At 73.3% G+C, this 16,693-nt stretch carries 15 protein-coding genes; 11 read left to right on the forward strand and 4 right to left on the reverse strand.

Going from position 1 to position 16,693, the window contains the following annotated elements; genetic code table 11:
- Positions 1 to 63: 63 nt before the first annotated feature.
- Complete coding sequence (locus BLS99_RS23710; RefSeq protein WP_218126828.1) at positions 64 to 1,524, forward strand: ATP-binding protein; 1,461 nt, start codon at positions 64 to 66, stop codon at positions 1,522 to 1,524.
- Between the two features lie 138 nt (positions 1,525 to 1,662).
- Here BLS99_RS23710 and BLS99_RS23715 read toward each other — a convergent pair whose 3' ends face one another.
- Positions 1,663 to 2,079 (reverse strand): VOC family protein, encoded by a 417-nt coding sequence (locus BLS99_RS23715; protein ID WP_091054212.1) that lies wholly within the window; start codon positions 2,077 to 2,079, stop codon positions 1,663 to 1,665.
- Positions 2,080 to 2,379: 300 nt separating this feature from the next.
- Between BLS99_RS23715 and BLS99_RS23720 the strand changes: the two genes are divergently transcribed.
- The 8 genes from BLS99_RS23720 (at position 2,380) to BLS99_RS23755 (ending at position 10,571) form a co-directional block, all read left to right on the forward strand.
- Positions 2,380 to 2,736, forward strand: a complete 357-nt coding sequence (locus BLS99_RS23720) for a DUF485 domain-containing protein (protein ID WP_176953506.1) — start codon at positions 2,380 to 2,382, stop codon at positions 2,734 to 2,736.
- A gap of 17 nt (positions 2,737 to 2,753) precedes the next feature.
- Entirely contained in the window at positions 2,754 to 4,415 is a 1,662-nt protein-coding gene (locus tag BLS99_RS23725) for a sodium:solute symporter family transporter (RefSeq protein ID WP_091054321.1), read from the forward strand.
- 160 nt (positions 4,416 to 4,575) lie between these two features.
- On the forward strand, positions 4,576 to 5,571 hold the full coding sequence (locus tag BLS99_RS27540; RefSeq protein ID WP_091054322.1) for a histidine kinase: 996 nt from the start codon (positions 4,576 to 4,578) through the stop codon (positions 5,569 to 5,571).
- A gap of 31 nt (positions 5,572 to 5,602) precedes the next feature.
- The gene (locus BLS99_RS23735) at positions 5,603 to 6,346 is read left to right on the forward strand and encodes a LytR/AlgR family response regulator transcription factor (protein ID WP_091054214.1); all 744 of its coding nucleotides are present in this window, start codon (positions 5,603 to 5,605) and stop codon (positions 6,344 to 6,346) included.
- Complete coding sequence (locus BLS99_RS23740) at positions 6,346 to 6,774, forward strand: hypothetical protein (RefSeq protein WP_176953507.1); 429 nt, start codon at positions 6,346 to 6,348, stop codon at positions 6,772 to 6,774. The genes BLS99_RS23735 and BLS99_RS23740 overlap by 1 nt, the downstream gene beginning before the upstream one ends.
- Positions 6,774 to 8,300, forward strand: coding sequence for a sodium/solute symporter (locus BLS99_RS23745; protein WP_176953508.1), 1,527 nt, complete (start codon positions 6,774 to 6,776; stop codon positions 8,298 to 8,300). The genes BLS99_RS23740 and BLS99_RS23745 overlap by 1 nt, the downstream gene beginning before the upstream one ends.
- Positions 8,301 to 8,514: 214 nt before the next feature.
- Positions 8,515 to 9,315, forward strand: coding sequence for a 23S ribosomal RNA methyltransferase Erm (erm, locus tag BLS99_RS23750; protein WP_091054216.1), 801 nt, complete (start codon positions 8,515 to 8,517; stop codon positions 9,313 to 9,315).
- A 113-nt stretch (positions 9,316 to 9,428) separates the two neighbouring features.
- Entirely contained in the window at positions 9,429 to 10,571 is a 1,143-nt protein-coding gene (locus BLS99_RS23755) for a response regulator (protein WP_091054217.1), read from the forward strand.
- Positions 10,572 to 10,638: 67 nt separating this feature from the next.
- On the opposite strand, the gene BLS99_RS23760 is transcribed toward BLS99_RS23755, so the two are convergent.
- The 3 genes from BLS99_RS23760 to BLS99_RS23770 all read right to left on the reverse strand — a co-directional run bounded on the left by BLS99_RS23760 (position 10,639) and on the right by BLS99_RS23770 (position 12,598).
- Complete coding sequence (locus tag BLS99_RS23760) at positions 10,639 to 11,517, reverse strand: peptidoglycan-binding protein (protein WP_091054218.1); 879 nt, start codon at positions 11,515 to 11,517, stop codon at positions 10,639 to 10,641.
- 205 nt (positions 11,518 to 11,722) lie between these two features.
- Entirely contained in the window at positions 11,723 to 12,310 is a 588-nt protein-coding gene (locus BLS99_RS23765) for an alpha/beta fold hydrolase (protein ID WP_091054219.1), read from the reverse strand.
- An 87-nt stretch (positions 12,311 to 12,397) separates the two neighbouring features.
- A complete protein-coding gene (locus BLS99_RS23770; RefSeq protein ID WP_091054220.1) occupies positions 12,398 to 12,598 on the reverse strand; it encodes a hypothetical protein in 201 nt (66 codons plus the stop codon).
- Between the two features lie 317 nt (positions 12,599 to 12,915).
- Between BLS99_RS23770 and BLS99_RS23775 the strand changes: the two genes are divergently transcribed.
- Together BLS99_RS23775 and BLS99_RS23780 are read left to right on the forward strand one after the other, a co-directional pair.
- On the forward strand, positions 12,916 to 14,652 hold the full coding sequence (locus BLS99_RS23775) for an ABC transporter transmembrane domain-containing protein (protein WP_143034933.1): 1,737 nt from the start codon (positions 12,916 to 12,918) through the stop codon (positions 14,650 to 14,652).
- A complete protein-coding gene (locus tag BLS99_RS23780; protein WP_091054222.1) occupies positions 14,649 to 16,475 on the forward strand; it encodes an ABC transporter ATP-binding protein in 1,827 nt (608 codons plus the stop codon). The genes BLS99_RS23775 and BLS99_RS23780 overlap by 4 nt, the downstream gene beginning before the upstream one ends.
- The last annotated feature ends 218 nt before the right edge of the window (positions 16,476 to 16,693 follow it).

Here is a 16,693-nt window from a genome sequence, read left to right on the forward strand (position 1 = left end):
TCGAGAGACTACCGAGCTTGGTAGTATCATGATTGGTAGTCTTTCTTCGGCAAAGGAGATCCGGTGGCGAACGGCTTCATCGGCAGGCAGGCGGAGCTCGCGCGACTCGGTGAGCTGCTCGACCTGGTCCGCTCGGGCGGCGGGCTCGGACGGCCCGGCCGGGCGCTGATCATGCGCGGTCGCCGGCGCGTCGGCAAGTCCAGGCTGGTCGAGGAGTTCGCCGAACGGTCGGGGGTCCCTTACCTCTTCTACACGGCGGAGGGCCTTTCGAACGGTGACGATCTGCGCTCCTTCGCCCAGGCCGTCGAGGAGTCGACCCTCCCGGATGCCGGCGGGTTCACCTCCGAAACGCCCGCCAGGTGGACCGACGCCCTGAACTCCCTGGCGGACGTCCTCCCCGAGGATTCGCCGAGCATCGTCGTCATCGACGAGATGCCCTACCTGATCGCACAGGACCCCGGATTCGAAGGCGCGCTCCAGCGCGCCTTCGACCGCCGGTTCTCGCGCCTGCCGGTGCTGCTCGTGCTCATCGGCTCCGACCTCTCCGTCATGGAGCGGGTCGACACCTACGGTCGCCCCTTCTACCAGCGCGGGACCGAGATGGTCGTCCCTCCGTTCAACCCTGCCGAGATCGCGGAGCGGACCGGTCTCGGCGCGGCCGAGGCGTTCGACGCGTTCCTGGTCACCGGCGGGCTCCCGCTCGTCCTCGAACGCTGGGAGCCCGGGACCTCGCTGTGGGAGTTCGTCGAAGCCTCGCTGCGGCACCCCACCTCGCCGCTGCTGGTCAGCGCGGAGCGCTCGCTGTCCGCGGAGTTCCCCGCCGAAGCCCATGCGCGCCAGGTGTTGCGGGCCATCGGCAGCGGCGAGCGCACGTTCGTCCTCATCGGCCGCGCGGCCGGGGAGCTGGCGCCGACCTCGCTGAAGCGATCCCTGGAGATCCTGGCCGAGCGGCGCATCGTGAAGGCGGACACGCCCCTCTCGACCCGCGCGAGCAGGGAGACCCGCTACCGGATCGAGGACCCCTACCTGCGATTCTGGCTGTTCTTCCTGGCCGGTGCGATCTCGAAGGTGGAGCGCGGCCGAGGGGACCTGGTGCTCAAGGCGATCCGCCAGGGCTGGACCTCGTGGCGCGGGCGCGCGATCGAGCCCGTCGTCCGGGAGGCGCTGTGGCGACTCGCCCCGGACCTGCTGCCCGCGGGCACCGACGCCGTCGGCGGCTACTGGACCCGCTCGAACAACCCGGAGATCGACATCGTCGGCGCCGACCGCGAGCCGGTCGCCAAGCGCGTCACCGCCGTCGGCTCCGTCAAGTGGCTCGAGAACAAGCCCTTCGGCCCGCGCGACTACGCCGCGCTGTTCGCCCACCGCGCCCAGCTTCCCGGGGCGGACGACGACTCGCCGCTGCTCGCGGTCGCCCGCTCGGGGTGCGAGGTCCCCGGCGTGACCGCCATCGGGCCCGAGGACCTGATCGAAGCCTGGAGGCACCGCCCCCAGTCGAGGGCCCGGGGAGCCGGGGCGCAGTGAGCCGCGCACGCCGACGGCCGCCCTCCACGGTGGAGGGCGGCCGTCGGCGTTTCCGGGTTTCCTGTGAATGGGGGTCTCTGGGGGTGAGGTCTGCGGAGGCGGGTCCTGGGGGCCTTCAGGGGGAAGGGCTTCGGGGTCCTACTGCGGGTACGGCATGTAGAACGGCTCCCACTGGTGGCCGTCGAGGTCGAGGAAGGTGCGGCCGTACATGCCGACCTCGGCCTCCTGGGTGCGGCGGTCGTTCATGGCGGTCTCCTCGGTGCCGCCGGCCTTGAGGGCGGCGTCGGTGAGGTCGTCGACCGCCTCGCGCTCGGGGAGGGCGAGCGCGTAGGCGGCGGCGGAGTAGGCGGCGGTGTCGGCGATGGGGCGCTCGGCGAACGTCGAGTAGAAGTCGCGGGCGAGGAGCATCAGGCAGATGTTGTCGTCCACGACCACGCACGCGGCGTTGTCGTCGGTGAAGTCGGGGTTCACGCTCCACCCGAGGGCCGTGTAGAAGTCCTTCGACTTCCGCAGGTCGGCCACGGGGAGGTTCAGGAAGATCATCTTGCGCGCCATCGGGCTCACACTTCTTTCCGGTCTCGGGACGCCTTCCGAGTAATGACGAGCGGCGCCCCGCCGATTCATCGTTCCCGCAGCGGCACTTCCGCGCCGCCGCTCGCCGACCGCTCACCGCCCGTTCACCGGCGGCTCGGCGCCGCTTCGACGCACGGGGGCGACTCCCCGGCGACACGCCTGGCAGCGGTCCTTCACCGGGGCCCCGGAAGGCCCTAAGTTCCCAGGTGACACACGTCACCGTGTCGACACGAGCCGGAGATGCCCGCGACTCGCCAGACGCCCTTCAAGGAGGAAGGCTCGATGACCACGACCCCCGAAGACAACGGCCCACCGCCCGAGGTGAGCGACGCGGAGATCGCCGCGATGCACGACGACCCGCGCTTCGTCGAGCTCAAGCGCACCCTCTTCCGCTTCACCGTCCCGGTCCTGCTCGCCGCGCTGGCCTGGTACCTCGTCTACGTGCTCCTGTCGGCCTACGCCCGCGACTTCATGGGCATCGTCCTGTTCGGCAACATCAACCTCGGTCTCATCCTGGGCCTCAGCCAGTTCGCGGTGACCTTCTACGTCACCTGGGCCTACAACCGGTTCACGGCGCGCAAGTTCGACCAGCAGTCCGCCGCGCTGCGCGACGACATCATGAACGGGGGCGCCAAGTGAACACGCTCGCACAGGAGATGAGCGACTCCGACCGGATCCTGACCATCTCCCTGTTCATGGTGATGGTCCTGGTGACCATCCTCATCACCATCCAGGGCGGACGCAAGACCAGCACCGCCACCGACTTCCACTCCGGCGGGCGCGGCTTCTCCGCCTGGCAGAACGGCTTCGCGGTCGCGGGCGACTACGTCTCCGCCGCCTCGTTCCTCGGCATCGCCGGCACCATCGCCCTCTACGGCTACGACGGGTTCCTCTACTCGATCGGCTTCCTCGTCGCCTGGCTCGTGGCGCTGCTCCTCGTCGCCGAGTCCCTGCGCAACTCCGGCCGGTTCACCGTCGCCGACGCCCTCTCCTACCGGATGAAGCAGCGGCCCGTGCGCACCGCGGCGGCCGTCTCGACCCTGAGCATCTCGATCTTCTACCTCCTCGCCCAGATGGTCGGCACCGGCGCGCTCGTGACCCTCCTGCTCGGCATCAAGGAGGGGGAGACGTTCCTCGGCATGGACGCCGGGGCCGCGAAGGTCGTCGGCATCGTCGTCACCGGCCTGCTCATGGTCGCCTACGTCGCCTTCGGCGGCATGAAGGGCACCACCTGGGTCCAGATCTTCCAGGCGTGCGTCAAGATCGGCCTCGCGTTCGTCCTCGCGATCCTGGTGCTGGTCCACTACAACTTCAACCTCTCCTCCCTCCTCGGCGACGCCGCCAGCGTCTCCGGCCAGGGCGCGGCCTTCCTCGAACCGGGGCTGCGCTACGGCACGGAGGTCGCGGGCGACTCGCTCCAGACACTGTGGAACAAGCTCGACCTCATCAGCCTCGGGCTCGCGCTCGTGCTGGGCACGGCCGGCCTCCCGCACGTCCTCATCCGCTTCTACACCACCCCGGACGGCAAGACCGCCCGCAAGTCCGTCAACTGGGCCATCGGCCTGATCGGCATGTTCTACCTGCTCACCCTCGTGCTCGGCTTCGGCGCCGCCGCGATGGTCGGCAAGGAGGCGATCATCGCCGAGAACCCGGCCGGCAACTCCGCCGCGCCGCAGCTCTCCCAGGTCATCGGCGAGAACATCGCCGGCTCGACCGGCGGCGCGATCATGCTGGCGCTCATCGCCTCGGCGGCGTTCGCGGCGATCCTGTCGGTGGTCGCGGGCCTCATCATCGCCTGCTCGTCCTCGCTCGCCCACGACCTCTACAACGGGGTCTTCAAGCACGGCAAGGCCAGCGGCAAGCAGGAGGTCGTCTTCGCGAAGTTCGCGGCGGTCGGCGTCGGCGCCATCGCCGTCGTCATCGCGGTCTTCGCCCAGGACCTCAACGTCGCGTTCCTGGTCGCGCTCGCCTTCGCGGTGGCCGCCTCCGCGAACCTCCCGACCCTGCTGTTCAGCCTCTTCTGGAAGCGGTTCAACACGGCCGGCGCCGTCGCGGGCATCTACGGCGGCCTCATCTCGTCCATCGGTCTGGTGATCTTCTCGCCGACCTTCTCAGGCACTGAAACTTCGCTGCTCGGCGAAGGGGTCGACATCGCATGGTTCCCGCTGTCGAACCCCGGCCTGGTGTCCATCCCGCTGGGTCTCATCTGCGCCGTGGTCGGTACGCTGATGAGTTCCGAATCGAACCCTGACCGGTTCGCCTCCATGCAAGTGCGGGCGTTCACCGGTGCGGGTGCGGAGCGGGCCTCGGTCCACTAGGCGGCCCCCAGGCGGGGAGGGCCGGGGCGGCCCTCCCCGCCGACTTTGGGCCCGTCCACCGGACGGGCCCTGATGTGCGCCACGTTACAGTTGCGGGGTGATCGCGCGATCCCCTCATCGCCAACGACGGCGGACCGGCAGTGCGGCGACCCTCGCCGCGCTGCGCCTGTCGCGCCAGATCGGCGAAGCCCTCGCCGACGGCCTCACCGGCAAGGGCGCCCAAGTCGCGGCCCGCCGCCTCGCCCGGCTCCTCGCCGCCGACGCGGTCGCGCTGGCCGACTGCGAGAAGATCCTCGCCACCGCCGGCAGCCTCGACCCCGACGCCGCCGCCGCGCTCCTCACCGAGACCCTGGACGTCCTCGAACCGGTCACCGCCCCGCCGCTGCGCGCCGCCCCGCTCGTCGTCTCCGGCGACCTCGCCGGATGCCTCCTCGTCTCGGGGGACGTCAGCGACGCCGACCTCGCCGAGGCCGCCGACCTCGTCGCCCGCGCCCTCGACCACGCCGACCTGGTCCGGGCCCGCGAGCGCATCGCCGAAGCCGACCTGCGCACCCTCCGGGCCCAGATCTCCCCGCACTTCATGCACAACGCGCTGGCCGCCATCAGCGCCCACACCCGCACCGACCCCGAGCGCGCCCGCGAGCTCCTGACCGACTTCTCCGACTACCTCCGCTACTCGTTCGCGGGGACCGGCGACTTCGCGACGGTGGCCGACGAGCTCCACGCCGTCCAGACCTACCTGGAGCTCCAGCGGGCCCGCTTCGACGACCGACTCGACATCACCGTGCGCATCGCCCCGGAGGTCCTGCCCGTGCCCATCCCGTTCCTCGTCGTCCAGCCCATCGTCGAGAACGCCGTCCGCCACGGCTTCGAGACCAAGCCCGGCACCGGCCACATCGCCGTGCGCGGCTTCTCCGAGGGGCCCCTGTGCGTCATCGAGGTCGAGGACGACGGCGCCGGCATGGACCCCGAGGTCGCCAAGGCCATCCTGACCGGCTCGCGCGCCGGCTCGGGCCGCATCGGCCTCGCGAACGTGGACAAGCGCCTCCGGGCCGTCTACGGTCCCGAGTACGGCCTGTGGCTCGACACCGCCCCCGGCGCGGGCACCAAGGCCACGGTGCGCATCCCCCGCTACGCCAGAGGAGTCCACGCATGAGCCCCCGCCCGCCCGCCCCGAGCGCGCCCTGATGGCCGCCGGACTGCGCGTCCTGGTCGTCGAGGACGAGTCCTCCACCCGCGCCGAACTCGCCGGGCAGCTCGCCGAGCAGGCCAGCGTCGGCGACGTCCAGTGCGCCGCCGGCGGCGACGAGGCCGTGCGCCTCCTCGGCGAGGGCACCTTCGACGCCGCGTTCCTCGACATCGCCATGCCCGGCCTCACCGGCATCGACGTCGCGCGCATCCTGCGGCGCCTGTCCCACCCCCCGGCGATCGTGTTCGTCACCGCCTACGACAACCACGCCGTCGAGGCGTTCGGCCTCGGCGCCGTCGACTACCTGCTCAAGCCCTTCCGGCCCGAGCGCCTCGCCGAGGCCGTGGCCCGCATCGGCCGCCGCTCCGGCCCGGCCCCGGCGGGGGACAAGGCCGACGACCTCGCCGTCGTCCAGGTCGAGCTCGCCGGGCGCACCGTGTTCGTGCGCCGCGACGACATCGCCTACGCCGAGGCCCACGGCGACTACGTCAGGCTCCACTCCGGGCAGCACTCGCACCTGCTGCGCCAGTCCCTCACCTACCTCGAAGAGGTCTGGGACGCGGCCGGATTCGTGCGCGCGCACCGGTCCTTCCTCGTCAACCTCGCCTCGATCACCGAACTGCGCGTCACCTCCACCGCCGGGCTCGTGGCCGTCACCGGCGCCGGCGAGGTCCCCGTGAGCCGCCGCCACTCCCGGCTCCTGCGCGAACGCCTCCTCCAAGCGGTGCGCGGGGACCGGTGATGCAGCGGGTCCGCGTCACCAGCCCCCAGACCCGCCTCGCGCAGCGGCGCGGGGCGGACGCCATGGGGCGCCTGAGCCACCTCGCGGGCCGCCCCCCGATGCCCTCGACCGCCATCGACCTCGAAGCCGCCGAACGGGCCCTGCGCCGCCAGCGCCGCCTCGCCGTGCGCACCGCCCTCGCGCTCCTGGCCGCCCTCGCCACCCTGCTCACCGCCGCCGCGCTCGTGCCCGGGCGCCTCGGCTGGGCGGTCCTGTTCTTCGCGCCCTACCCGGTGCTCCTCGCGCTCGCGGCCCTGCACGTGCGCCGCGCGGAGCGCGTCGAGGACGACCACGCCTCCGAAGCGCACGCCTCCGAAGCGCCCGCCGCCGACGCCGCCACCGGCCGCGCCTCCGACCTCCGCGCCGACCCCGCGCCGGACGGCCCCTGATGCTCGGCCTCGCCTCGATCATGCTGGTCCTCGTCGCCAGCGTCGTCATCGGCGTGTGGGGCGTGCGCGCCGCCCGCTCCACCCCGGACTTCCTCGTCGCCTCCCGCTCGATCGTGCCCGGCTGGAACGCCCTCGCCATCGCGGGCGAGTACGTCTCGGCCGCATCGGTCCTCGGCCTCGCGGGACTGCTCGTCAAGAACGGCGTCGGCGCGATGTGGTACGCCGTGGGCTTCACCGCCGGGTACGTCCTCGTGGCGGCCCTCGTCGCCGGGCCGATGCGCCGCAGCGGCGCCTACACCGTCCCCGACTTCGCCGAGTACCGCCTCGGCTCGCCGCGCATCCGCCGTATGTGCGGGCTCGTGGTACTGGTCATCATGCTGCTGTACCTGCTGCCGCAGTTCAAGGCCGCCGGGGTCGTGCTCGAACTCGTCTCCGGCATCCCCTACTGGATCGGCGTCATCGGCGCCGGGCTCGTGGTCTCCTCCACGATCGCCGTCGGCGGGATGCGCTCGGCCACCTACGTGCAGGCGTTCCACTACCTCGTCAAGCTCGCGTTCATCGCCGGGCCCGCGATCGTCCTCATCGCCTTGGCCGGATCCGACCGCCGCGAGGCCGCGCTGGCGGCCCACGGCCCCGACCCGGACTGGGCCCGCCCGCTCCTCGACCTCGACGGCTCCGGGCACTCCGTCCTCGCCACCGTGTCGGTCCTGACCGCGACCACCTTGGGCGCCATGGGACTCCCGCACGTCGTGATGCGCTTCCACACCGTCGCGGGCGCCCGCGCGGCCCGCCGCGTGGCCGTCTCGGTGATCGTCCTGCTCAGCCTGTTCTACCTGTTCCCCATCGTGTACGGGCTCCTCGGCCGCATCGCCGTGCCGAACCCGGCCGAGACCGACGTGGTCCCGGTCCTCGTCCCCGGCGCCATCGCGCCCGGCACCGTCGGCGCGGTCCTGACCGCGCTCGTGGCCGCAGGCGCGTTCGCGGCGTTCCTGTCGACCTCCTCCGGGCTCCTCCTCGCTCTCGCCGGCGGGCTCTCGCACGACCTGTTCGGCGGCTCGCTCTCCAAGCTGCGCATGGGAGTCGTGGTCGGCACCGCCCTCGCGGTGGTCCTGTCGCTGCCGGCCGCCGACGTCGACATCAACGTCCTCGTCGGCTGGGCCTTCGCGGTGGCCGCCTCCACGTTCTGCCCCCTGCTCACCCTCGGCATCTGGTGGCGCGGCCTCACCGCCACCGGCGCCACCGCGGGCCTCCTGGTCGGCGCGGCCTCCTCCACCGGCGCCGCGCTCGCCTCGGTGATCCTCGACCTGCCCCCGGGCACCTGGTCGATCCTCCTCGCCCAACCCGCACTGTGGACGGTGCCGCTCGCGTTCGCGACCATGGCCGCCGCCTCCCGGCCCGGCTCGGTCCCCGACTGGGCCGGCGAGGCCGTCCTCCGCCTGCACGTGCCCGGCCGCTACTCCACCGGCGACACCGGCCCGATCCGCACCGGCCCGAACCGGCTCGACGGGAGCGGGCCGCTCCGGTAACCTGGCCGCCATGTACGGATCCCCGGGATCGAACGCGTGCGCCGCGTTCGGTCCGAGCTGCTTCACTCGGCTGCGCGCGGCGGCCTAGGCCCCGCACGCGCACGCTTCCGGCCCCCGGCCGGTCCCTGACGGTGCCCTCAGCGCACCGCTGCGCCGCTGCGCGGCCTGGGCGGATCGATCGACCTGATTCGACCATTCCGCACGGAGGATTCCCATGTCCCGCAGCCGTTCACCGCGCCCTGAAAACCCCACTGCACCGGTCTCGAACCGCAAGCGCCTGTCCCAGAACTTCCTCGCCGACCCCGCCGTCGCCCGCGCCCTGGCCGCCGACGTCGGCCCCGGCGACCTCGTCATCGAGGTCGGACCCGGCGGCGGCATGATCACCGGCCCGCTCCTGGACCGCGCCCGCCGCGTCGTCGCCTACGAGAAGGACCGCCACTTCGCCGAGCGCCTGCGCTCGCGCTTCGGCCACCGCGCGCACTTCCGGCTCCACACCGGCGACTTCCGCGACGCGCACCCGCCGCACGAGCCGTTCCGCGTGGTCGCCAACGTGCCCTTCGCGATCACCACCGACATCGTTCGCTGGTGCCTGGCCGCACAGGGCCTCACCACCGCGACCCTCGTCGTCCAGCGCGAGTTCGCCCGCAAGCACACCGGCGACTACGGCCGCTGGTCGCGGCTCGCGGTCGGCGCCTGGCCCGAACACGAACTCGCCCTCGGGGCCCGCATCGGCCGGGAGCGGTTCCGGCCCGTCCCCAAGGTCGACGCCGCCGTCCTGCACCTGCGGCGCCGCCCCGAGCCCCTGCTGCCGCGCCGGGACCTCGCCGACTACCGCGACATGGTCGCCCTCGGCTTCACCGGCGTCGGCGGCTCCCTCGCCGCCTCGCTGCGCCAGGCCGTCCCCGCCCGGGCCGCCGCCCGCGCCTGCGCCGAGGCCGGCATCGCCAAGGACGCGCCCGTGGGCCTGGTCCACCCCGACCGGTGGATCGCGCTGTACCGGGCCCTCACCCGGTAGGGCCCGCCCGCGAACGCCCGCTCACCCGTTCGCGCAAGGGGGTGCCGGTCCGGTTGTCCGTGCCGATTAAGGTGGAGATGCCCGGCCCGGTACCCCCTCTCTTGGAGTCGTTCATGAGCGAAGCCATCTGGATCGAGCTGATCAAGGTGCTCCCCGCCTTCCTCTGGATCGGCTTCGGCTTCATCGCGCTGGCCGTCGCCAAGCGCGTCTTCACCCAGCAGGCGCCCCGCATGACGAAGGTCGAGACCCCCTGGGTCACGGTCGAACTCGCGCAGCAGGCCATCGAGGCCGCCACCGTGCGCGGCCCCGACCCGCTGGAGCCGCGCCCGTGGGAGGTGCCCGCGCCCTTCCGCGCCGACGGCTTCCCGGTCGGCCCCGCCCCCGAACTGCGCCCCGCGCCCTTCGGCGCCGGCTACGGGTTCCCGGAGCAGCGGCCCGCCACCGAGCCTTACGGCGCCCCCGGCGGGGCCGGAGCCGTCAGCCCGCCCCCCGAGGACGACGCCGACGAGGACCCGCCCGTCCAGACCGAACCGGCCCGCCCGCACCCCCCGAACACCCCGCCCGCCGACGAGCCCGGCGACGCGCACGGCACTCCCCTCGGCAACGGCCCCAACCAGAACGGCGACAGCCCCACCGGGCCCCTCACCGAACCCCGGCACCCGGTCCCCGAGATCCCGCCGTACCAGTTCGCCCCGCCGCCGGCCACCACCTACTACGCCCAGCCGCTCCCGGCCCGCACCGCCGCGTACCGCGGGGCCGCGCCCCCGCCGCCGTACCAGCAGCCCTACCAGCGCGGCCTGCGCGCGGCCACCCGCCTCGCGCTCTCGGCCGGCGCGCTCGAAGGCGGCGCGATCCTGTGGGTCGACGACCACCCCGAGCACAACGCGCTCCTGGCCCGCGTCTTCGAGTCCGTGGGCATCCGGGTCGACCTCGCGCTCTCCACTGAGGCCGCCATGACCGCGCTCGGTGAGCGCCCGTACGACCTCGTCATCAGCGACATCGGCCGGGCCACCGAGCCCGCCGGCCCGAAGGCGGGCCTGGCCCTGCTCGACCGCATCAACGGCTCCGGCCTCACCGTCCCGGTCGTGGTCTACGCGTACTCCCGCGCCGCCACCACCTCCCACCCGCGCGCCGCGGCGGTGACCGACAGCCCCGAGGAGGTCGTGGACCTCGTCGTCGACTACATCGGCAACCGCGACCGGTCCGTCCACTCGGGCTCCGGATGGCTCGGCCGCATCACCGGGTCGGCCGCCTGAGACGGAGCGGCGGGCGGGGCCATTGTGTGGCCCCGCCCGCCGCGGTCTTTCCTTCATCCGAGCTGTGTCAGCTCCGCTTGTACTGCTCCCACCAGGTGAACGAGCCCTTGTAGGAGCTGGGGGTGTTGTCGGCCGCGTGGCTCGCGAGGCCGTTCTTGCCGTAGAAGTAGTCGTGGACCTGCGCGCGGGCGACGGCGACCATGTCGGTGTCGCCCACCGCGTTCGCGTGGATGTGGTAGCTGAAGCCCTGCTCGGGGGTGCGCAGCCAGGCCGCGAAGCCGACGTCGCGCAGGGCCTTGACGGTCTGCCAGCGCTGCGTGGCGGTCATGCCGCTGACGCTGATGTCGACCACGCCGCCGCCGTCGTGCGTGCCGGCCGAGCTGGGGTTCCCGGTCGTGTAGGAGCCCTGCGTCAGGGCCAGGCTCCAGGAGAGCTTCCCGTCGGCGGCGGCGAGCATGTTCTTGGTGCGGGTGTTGACCCGCCTGCCGCCGTAGGAGTCCGCGTTCGAGCCGATGCTGACCTGGCGGGTCACCGAGTACACGCCGGTGTCGGAGCCGAGCTTCACGAGGGAGGTCGGCCCGGGGATGCCGTTGGCGTCGATCCCGGTGTAGCCCAGGGACTTCTGCCAGGCGCTGTAGGCGGTGATCGTGGAGGAGCCGTAGTGGCCGTCCACATAGCTGGCCGCGAGGTGGTTCTTCGCGTCGAGCGCCTGCTCGACGGCCTTCACCGAGGCCGCCGCGTTGAGCGTGGTGCCGGTGCCGGACTTCTGGGGGTCGACCATCGCCGCCACGAGCACGAGCTCCATGTCGACCGACGCCGCGGCGCTCGCCGACTGGAGGGCGAACACGGACGGGACCGCGGCCGCCGTGACGGCGCCGCCGACCATCAGGGCGCGGGAGAGCACCCAGCGGCGGGAGCGGGGGGTGCGCGGTTCTTGGTGGGTCATGCGATTGCGTCCCTTCGGAATTCCTGGAGCGGCGGGGCCGATGGCCGCCGCGGACGGAGCGGGGGATCGTGCGGGGGGTCGAGTCTGGAATCGTGATTCAGACCATAGCGGAGTTTTTCTTCGTTGAGAAGCACCCTGATGAAAGAAAACTCCAAGTGACCGCTTCCGGACCGTCGCTCCCCGTGGGGCCCGCGCCCCGCCCCGCTCAGGACGCCAGCACGCGCACGTCCCCCACGAACCGGTCCGGCGCGCTCAAGTGCGGATACGCGCCCTCGGTGCCGTACACCGCGCACGCGGCCCCCGGCACCCGCGCGGCGAGCCACGCCGCGTAGCCCGGCCGCGGCGCCGAGGCGAACACCGACAGGTACCGGCAGCGCATCCGCCGCGGCCCGGCGGTGATCTCGGCCAGCGCCGCGGCCGTGTCCGCATCGGCCGCCGGCGCGTCGAGGGCGAGCTCGATCGCGGCCACGCCGTGGGCCACGTACCGGCACGCGAACAGCGAGGCGACCACCGCCGCCCGCCCGTACGCCGCCACCACGGGCGCGCGCGTCCCGATCCGGGCGGTGAACTGGGCCAGGGTCTCGGCGCGGTCGCCGATCGGCCCGCCCGCGGGCAGGTCGAGCACGGCCACGGCGTGCTCGGCGGCGAGGCGCGCGGCCACCGGCCACCACGCCGACCGGTCCTCACCGGACTCGGTCAGCAGCAGCACGGGGCGGCCCTCGTCGCCCCAGCGCTCGCCGGTCCACTCGGGTTCGGGATGGTGCAGCAGGTTCTCGGAATGCAGCGTCGGCACGGAGTGCTCCAGTCAAGGGGGAGTGCGGCAACGGGACGGCACGCCGCCCGGTCGCGCCGACGGCGCGCGGGCGTGCGGGGCGGGGGATCAGCAGCCGCAGGGCGGCGCGCGTCCCGCGTAGGCGCAGGCGCCGAACCGCAGCGCCACCGTCCCGAGCCGGCCCGGCCCGGTCGCGTCCCGGTCGGCCTCGGGGTCCCCGTCGGCCGCGGACAGCCCGGCGGCCCCGCGGACCGTCGTCAGGCAGCTGCGCCACACCAGCGAGAGGACGGCCCCGACGAGGCCGTACATGAGGAGCGCGATCGCGAGGGAGGCCCGGCCGGGGACGTGGCAGTGCCCCAGGAGCCAGACCGAGAGCGGATGGGCCGCGACCCAGGCGAGGTACCCGAACCCGAGCGCGGCGGCGGCGGTGAACAGCCGCAGGCCGATCGGTGCGCGCTCTCGGTGAATGACGGTCCTCCCCGGGTTCCTGGTCAGCGTAGTGCATCGCCCGCGAGGACCCCTCGCTTCCGCCGCGGCCGCCTCCGTGCCGCCGAACGCCCAGGTCAGGGGTCACACCCGGGGATAATCGATTGCCGCCTGTCGGACCCGCCCTTTACGCTCGGCAAGTGAGGTTCCTCCGCGCCCCCGAATTCCCGCTCGCCGACCCCCTGCGCAAGGACGGCTCCCGCGGCGACCCCACCGCACCCCCGGCGTCCCCCTGGCGCCTCCTCGCCTGGCTCGCGTCCCGCAACAAGGGCCTCGCGATCAGCGCGCTCGTCACCTCCGGCCTCGCCCTCGGCTCCCTCCCGGTCCTGCCGTACTTCCTCACCGGCGCGGTCGACGGCGGCCTGCGCGAACGGGACTGGGGCGCGCTCGCGTTCTGGTCCGGCGCCATGGTCGTCGCCGGGTTCCTCAGCGCCGGGCTCATCGTCGTGTCGCACCGGCTCACCGTGTACTGGCGCATGGACGCCTCCTACCGGACCCTCCAGCTCGCCACCCGCAAGGTCAACCGCCTCGGCGACGACCTGCGCCGCCGCCTCACCACCGGCGAGGTGGTCTCGGTGGGCGCCACCGACATCAACCGCATCTCCTGGGCGATCGACTCGCTCTCGCCCACCGCCGGCTGCCTCGTCGGCCTCATCGCCGTGGGCGTGCTCCTGTTCAACACCTCGGTCGGCTTGGGGCTCACCATCTTCATCGGCGTTTTCATCGTCGGCCTCATCACCGGCCCGGTCCTCAACAAGCTCCAGGACCGCCAGGAGGACTACCGCGAGCGCGTCGGCGACATCACCGGCCGCGCCTCCGACATCGTCTCGGGCCTGCGGGTCCTGCGCGGCATCGGCGGCGAGGCCCGCTTCACCGCCTCCTACCGCCGCGACTCCGAGGCCCTGCGCGAGGCCGGGTACAAGGTCGCCGCGCCGCAGGCGTGGCTGAACGCCCTCGGCGAGGGCACCCCCGCGATCCTCCTCGGCGTCGTCATCTGGATCGCCGCCCGCCAGGTCGCCGCCGGCGACCTCACCCCCGGCCAGATGGTCGCCGCGTTCGGCTACACCAGCGCCCTGCTGCTGCCCGTCCACTGGCTCATCGGCTGCACCTACCGGATCATCGAGGGCCGCGTCGCCGCCGGGAAGGTCTGCGAGCTGCTGAACACCCCCGAGCGCGAGGCCCCCGCCGAGGTCCGGCCCGGCCCCGCCGCCGGCGCCGAACTCCACGACCCCGAGTCCGGGCTCACCGTCGAGGGCGGCGAACTCCTCGCCGTCGCCTCCGCCGAGTCCGACCTCGTCGCCCGCGCCTTCGACCGCCTCGGCGGCTACACCGAGTCCGAGGCCCGCTTCGGCGACGTCCCCGTCGCCGCACTCGACCGCGACGAGCTCCACCGCCGCGTCCTCGTCGCCGACCACGACGCCTACCTGTTCGCCGGAACCCTCGCCGCCGCCATCGCGGCCCGCGACGGCGCCGACCGGGTCGAGGCCGCCGTCGCGGCCGCCTCCGCCGCCGACGTGGTCGAGTCCCTGCCCGACGGCCTCGACTCCGCGCTCGACAACCAGGCCCGCACCCTCTCCGGCGGCCAGCGCCAGCGCCTGCGCCTGGCCCGCGCCATCGCCGCCGCCCCCGAGGCCCTGCTCCTGCACGAGCCGACCTCCGCGGTCGACTCCCACACCGAGGCCCGCATCGTCGACCGCCTCGCCGAGGCCCGCGCCGGCCTCGCCACCGCGGTCGCCACCACCTCGCCGCTGTGGCTCGGCCGCGCCGACCGCGTCGCGTTCGTCCAGGGCGGCAAGGTCATCGCCACCGGCACCCACCACGAGCTCGCCGCCGAGCACCCCGACTACCGCGCCCTCGTCTCCCGGGAGGAAGCATGACCACCACGGTGTCCGAGCGCCCCGCCGCCGGCCAGCTGCCCGTCGCCGGCACCCCGGCGGTGCGCCGCGCCTTCCTGCGCCTGCTCATGTCCGAGAAGCGCCGCGCGCTCGCCGCGGTCGGCCTCCACCTGGTCGCCGCGGTCGCCGCCGCGGTCGCGCCGCTCCTGCTCGGTGAGATGCTCGACGAGCTCGCCGCCGGGAAGGGCACCGGGGTCGTCGACCGGCTCGCCCTGGGCCTCATCGCCTCCATCGTCGCGGTCGTGGCCTTCACCTGGCTCGGGACGTTCGTGTCCCACCGCCTCGGCGAGAAGCTCTCCGCCCGCATGCGCGTCGAGTTCGTCGACCGCGCCCTGCGCCTGCCGATGCCCGTCGTCGAGCAGGCCGGGTCCGGCGACCTCATGACCCGCTCCTCCGCCGACGTCCCCGAAGCCGGGGTCCTGTTCCGCGACGGCCTCCCGCAGATCATCGTCTCGGTCCTCAAGGTCGTCGTGTTCCTCGCCGCGATGCTCTGGGCCAGCCCGGTCCTGGGCCTGTGCATGCTCGTGGTCGCCCCCGGCCTGGTCATCGGCACCCGCTGGTACCTCAAGCGCGCCCGCGACGGCTACCTCAACGAGCGCCAGGCCGAGTCCGGCATCGGCGACACGATCGGCGCCTCCGCCGACGGCGCCCGCACCACCGAGACCTACCGGCTCCGCGCCCAGCGCGACGGCGCCGGGGACGACACGGTCGCCCGCCACTGGCGCGCCGCCCGCTACACCCTCTACCTGCGCAGCGTCTTCTTCCCGTTCCTCGACGGCTCCTACGCGCTGCCCACCGCCGCCGTGCTGCTGGTCGGCGGCGCGCTCTACTTCGACGGGTCGATCACCCTCGGCACCGTCGCCGCCTGCGCGGTCCTCACCCGCCAGATCATGTTCCCGATCGACCACATCCTCATGTGGGTCGAGAAGGTCCAGCGCGGCTTCGCGGCCATGTCCCGCATCGAGGGCGTCGCCGAGGCCGAGGACACCGGGGCCGCCGCCACCGCCGAGCTGCCCGCGGACGGCACCGTGGACCTCGCCGACGTCCGCTACGCGTACCCGTCGGGCGTGCGCGACGTCCTCCACGGCGTCTCGCTCTCCGTCCCCGCCGGGCAGCGCCTCGCCGTCGTCGGGCCCTCGGGCGCGGGCAAGTCCACGCTCGCGCGGCTCGTCTCCGGCTCCGACTCGCCCCGCGAGGGCCGCGCGACCATCGGCGGGGTCGACGTCGCCGCGCTCCCGCTCGACGAGCGCCGCCGCCGCGTCACCCTGGTGACCCAGGAGCACCACGTCTTCACGGCCTCCTTGCGCGACAACCTGATCCTCGCCAAGGCCGAGGCCACCGACCAGGAGCTGCGCGACGCGCTCACCGCCGTCGGCGCCGACTGGGCCGCCGACCTCCCCGACGGGCTCGACACCGCCCTGGGCGGCAAGGCCCGCGAACTCGACGCCGCCTCCGCGCAGCAGATCGCGCTCGCACGCATCATCCTCGCCGACCCCGACGTGGTGATCCTCGACGAGGCCACCGCGATGCTCGACCCGCGCGCCGCCCGCGACACCGAGCGCGCGCTCGGCGCGGTCCTGGAGGGCCGCACCGTGATCGCGATCGCGCACCGGCTCCACACCGCGCACGACGCCGACCGGATCGCCGTGGTCGAGGACGGCCGCGTCGCCGAACTCGGCAGCCACGACGAGCTCATCGCCCTCGACGGGCACTACGCGGGGCTGTGGCGGGCCTGGCACGGCGAGCCCGAAGGGCTCAAGGCCGCCGACGAGGACCACTACGCCGCGGCCGGGAACCCGGTCTGAGACATGAGAAATGGGCCCCGGGCTTTCGCCCGGGGCCCGCACTGGCTCGAGAACACCACCACAAGTCGGAACACCCACCGACTCGTTCTTAGCAAGGAAACAGAAAGGAAACCAGGAAACCCGTTCCGAACCAGTACCGAGAGAGTATCACGTCACATTCGCCGTGGCTAGGGGGTCATATCCACCCTGCTCGATCCATTGCAAGCCGTTTTCGCGAC

The sequence above is a fragment of the Glycomyces sambucus genome, assembly GCF_900102815.1.
Lineage (GTDB): Bacteria > Actinomycetota > Actinomycetes > Mycobacteriales > Micromonosporaceae > Glycomyces > Glycomyces sambucus.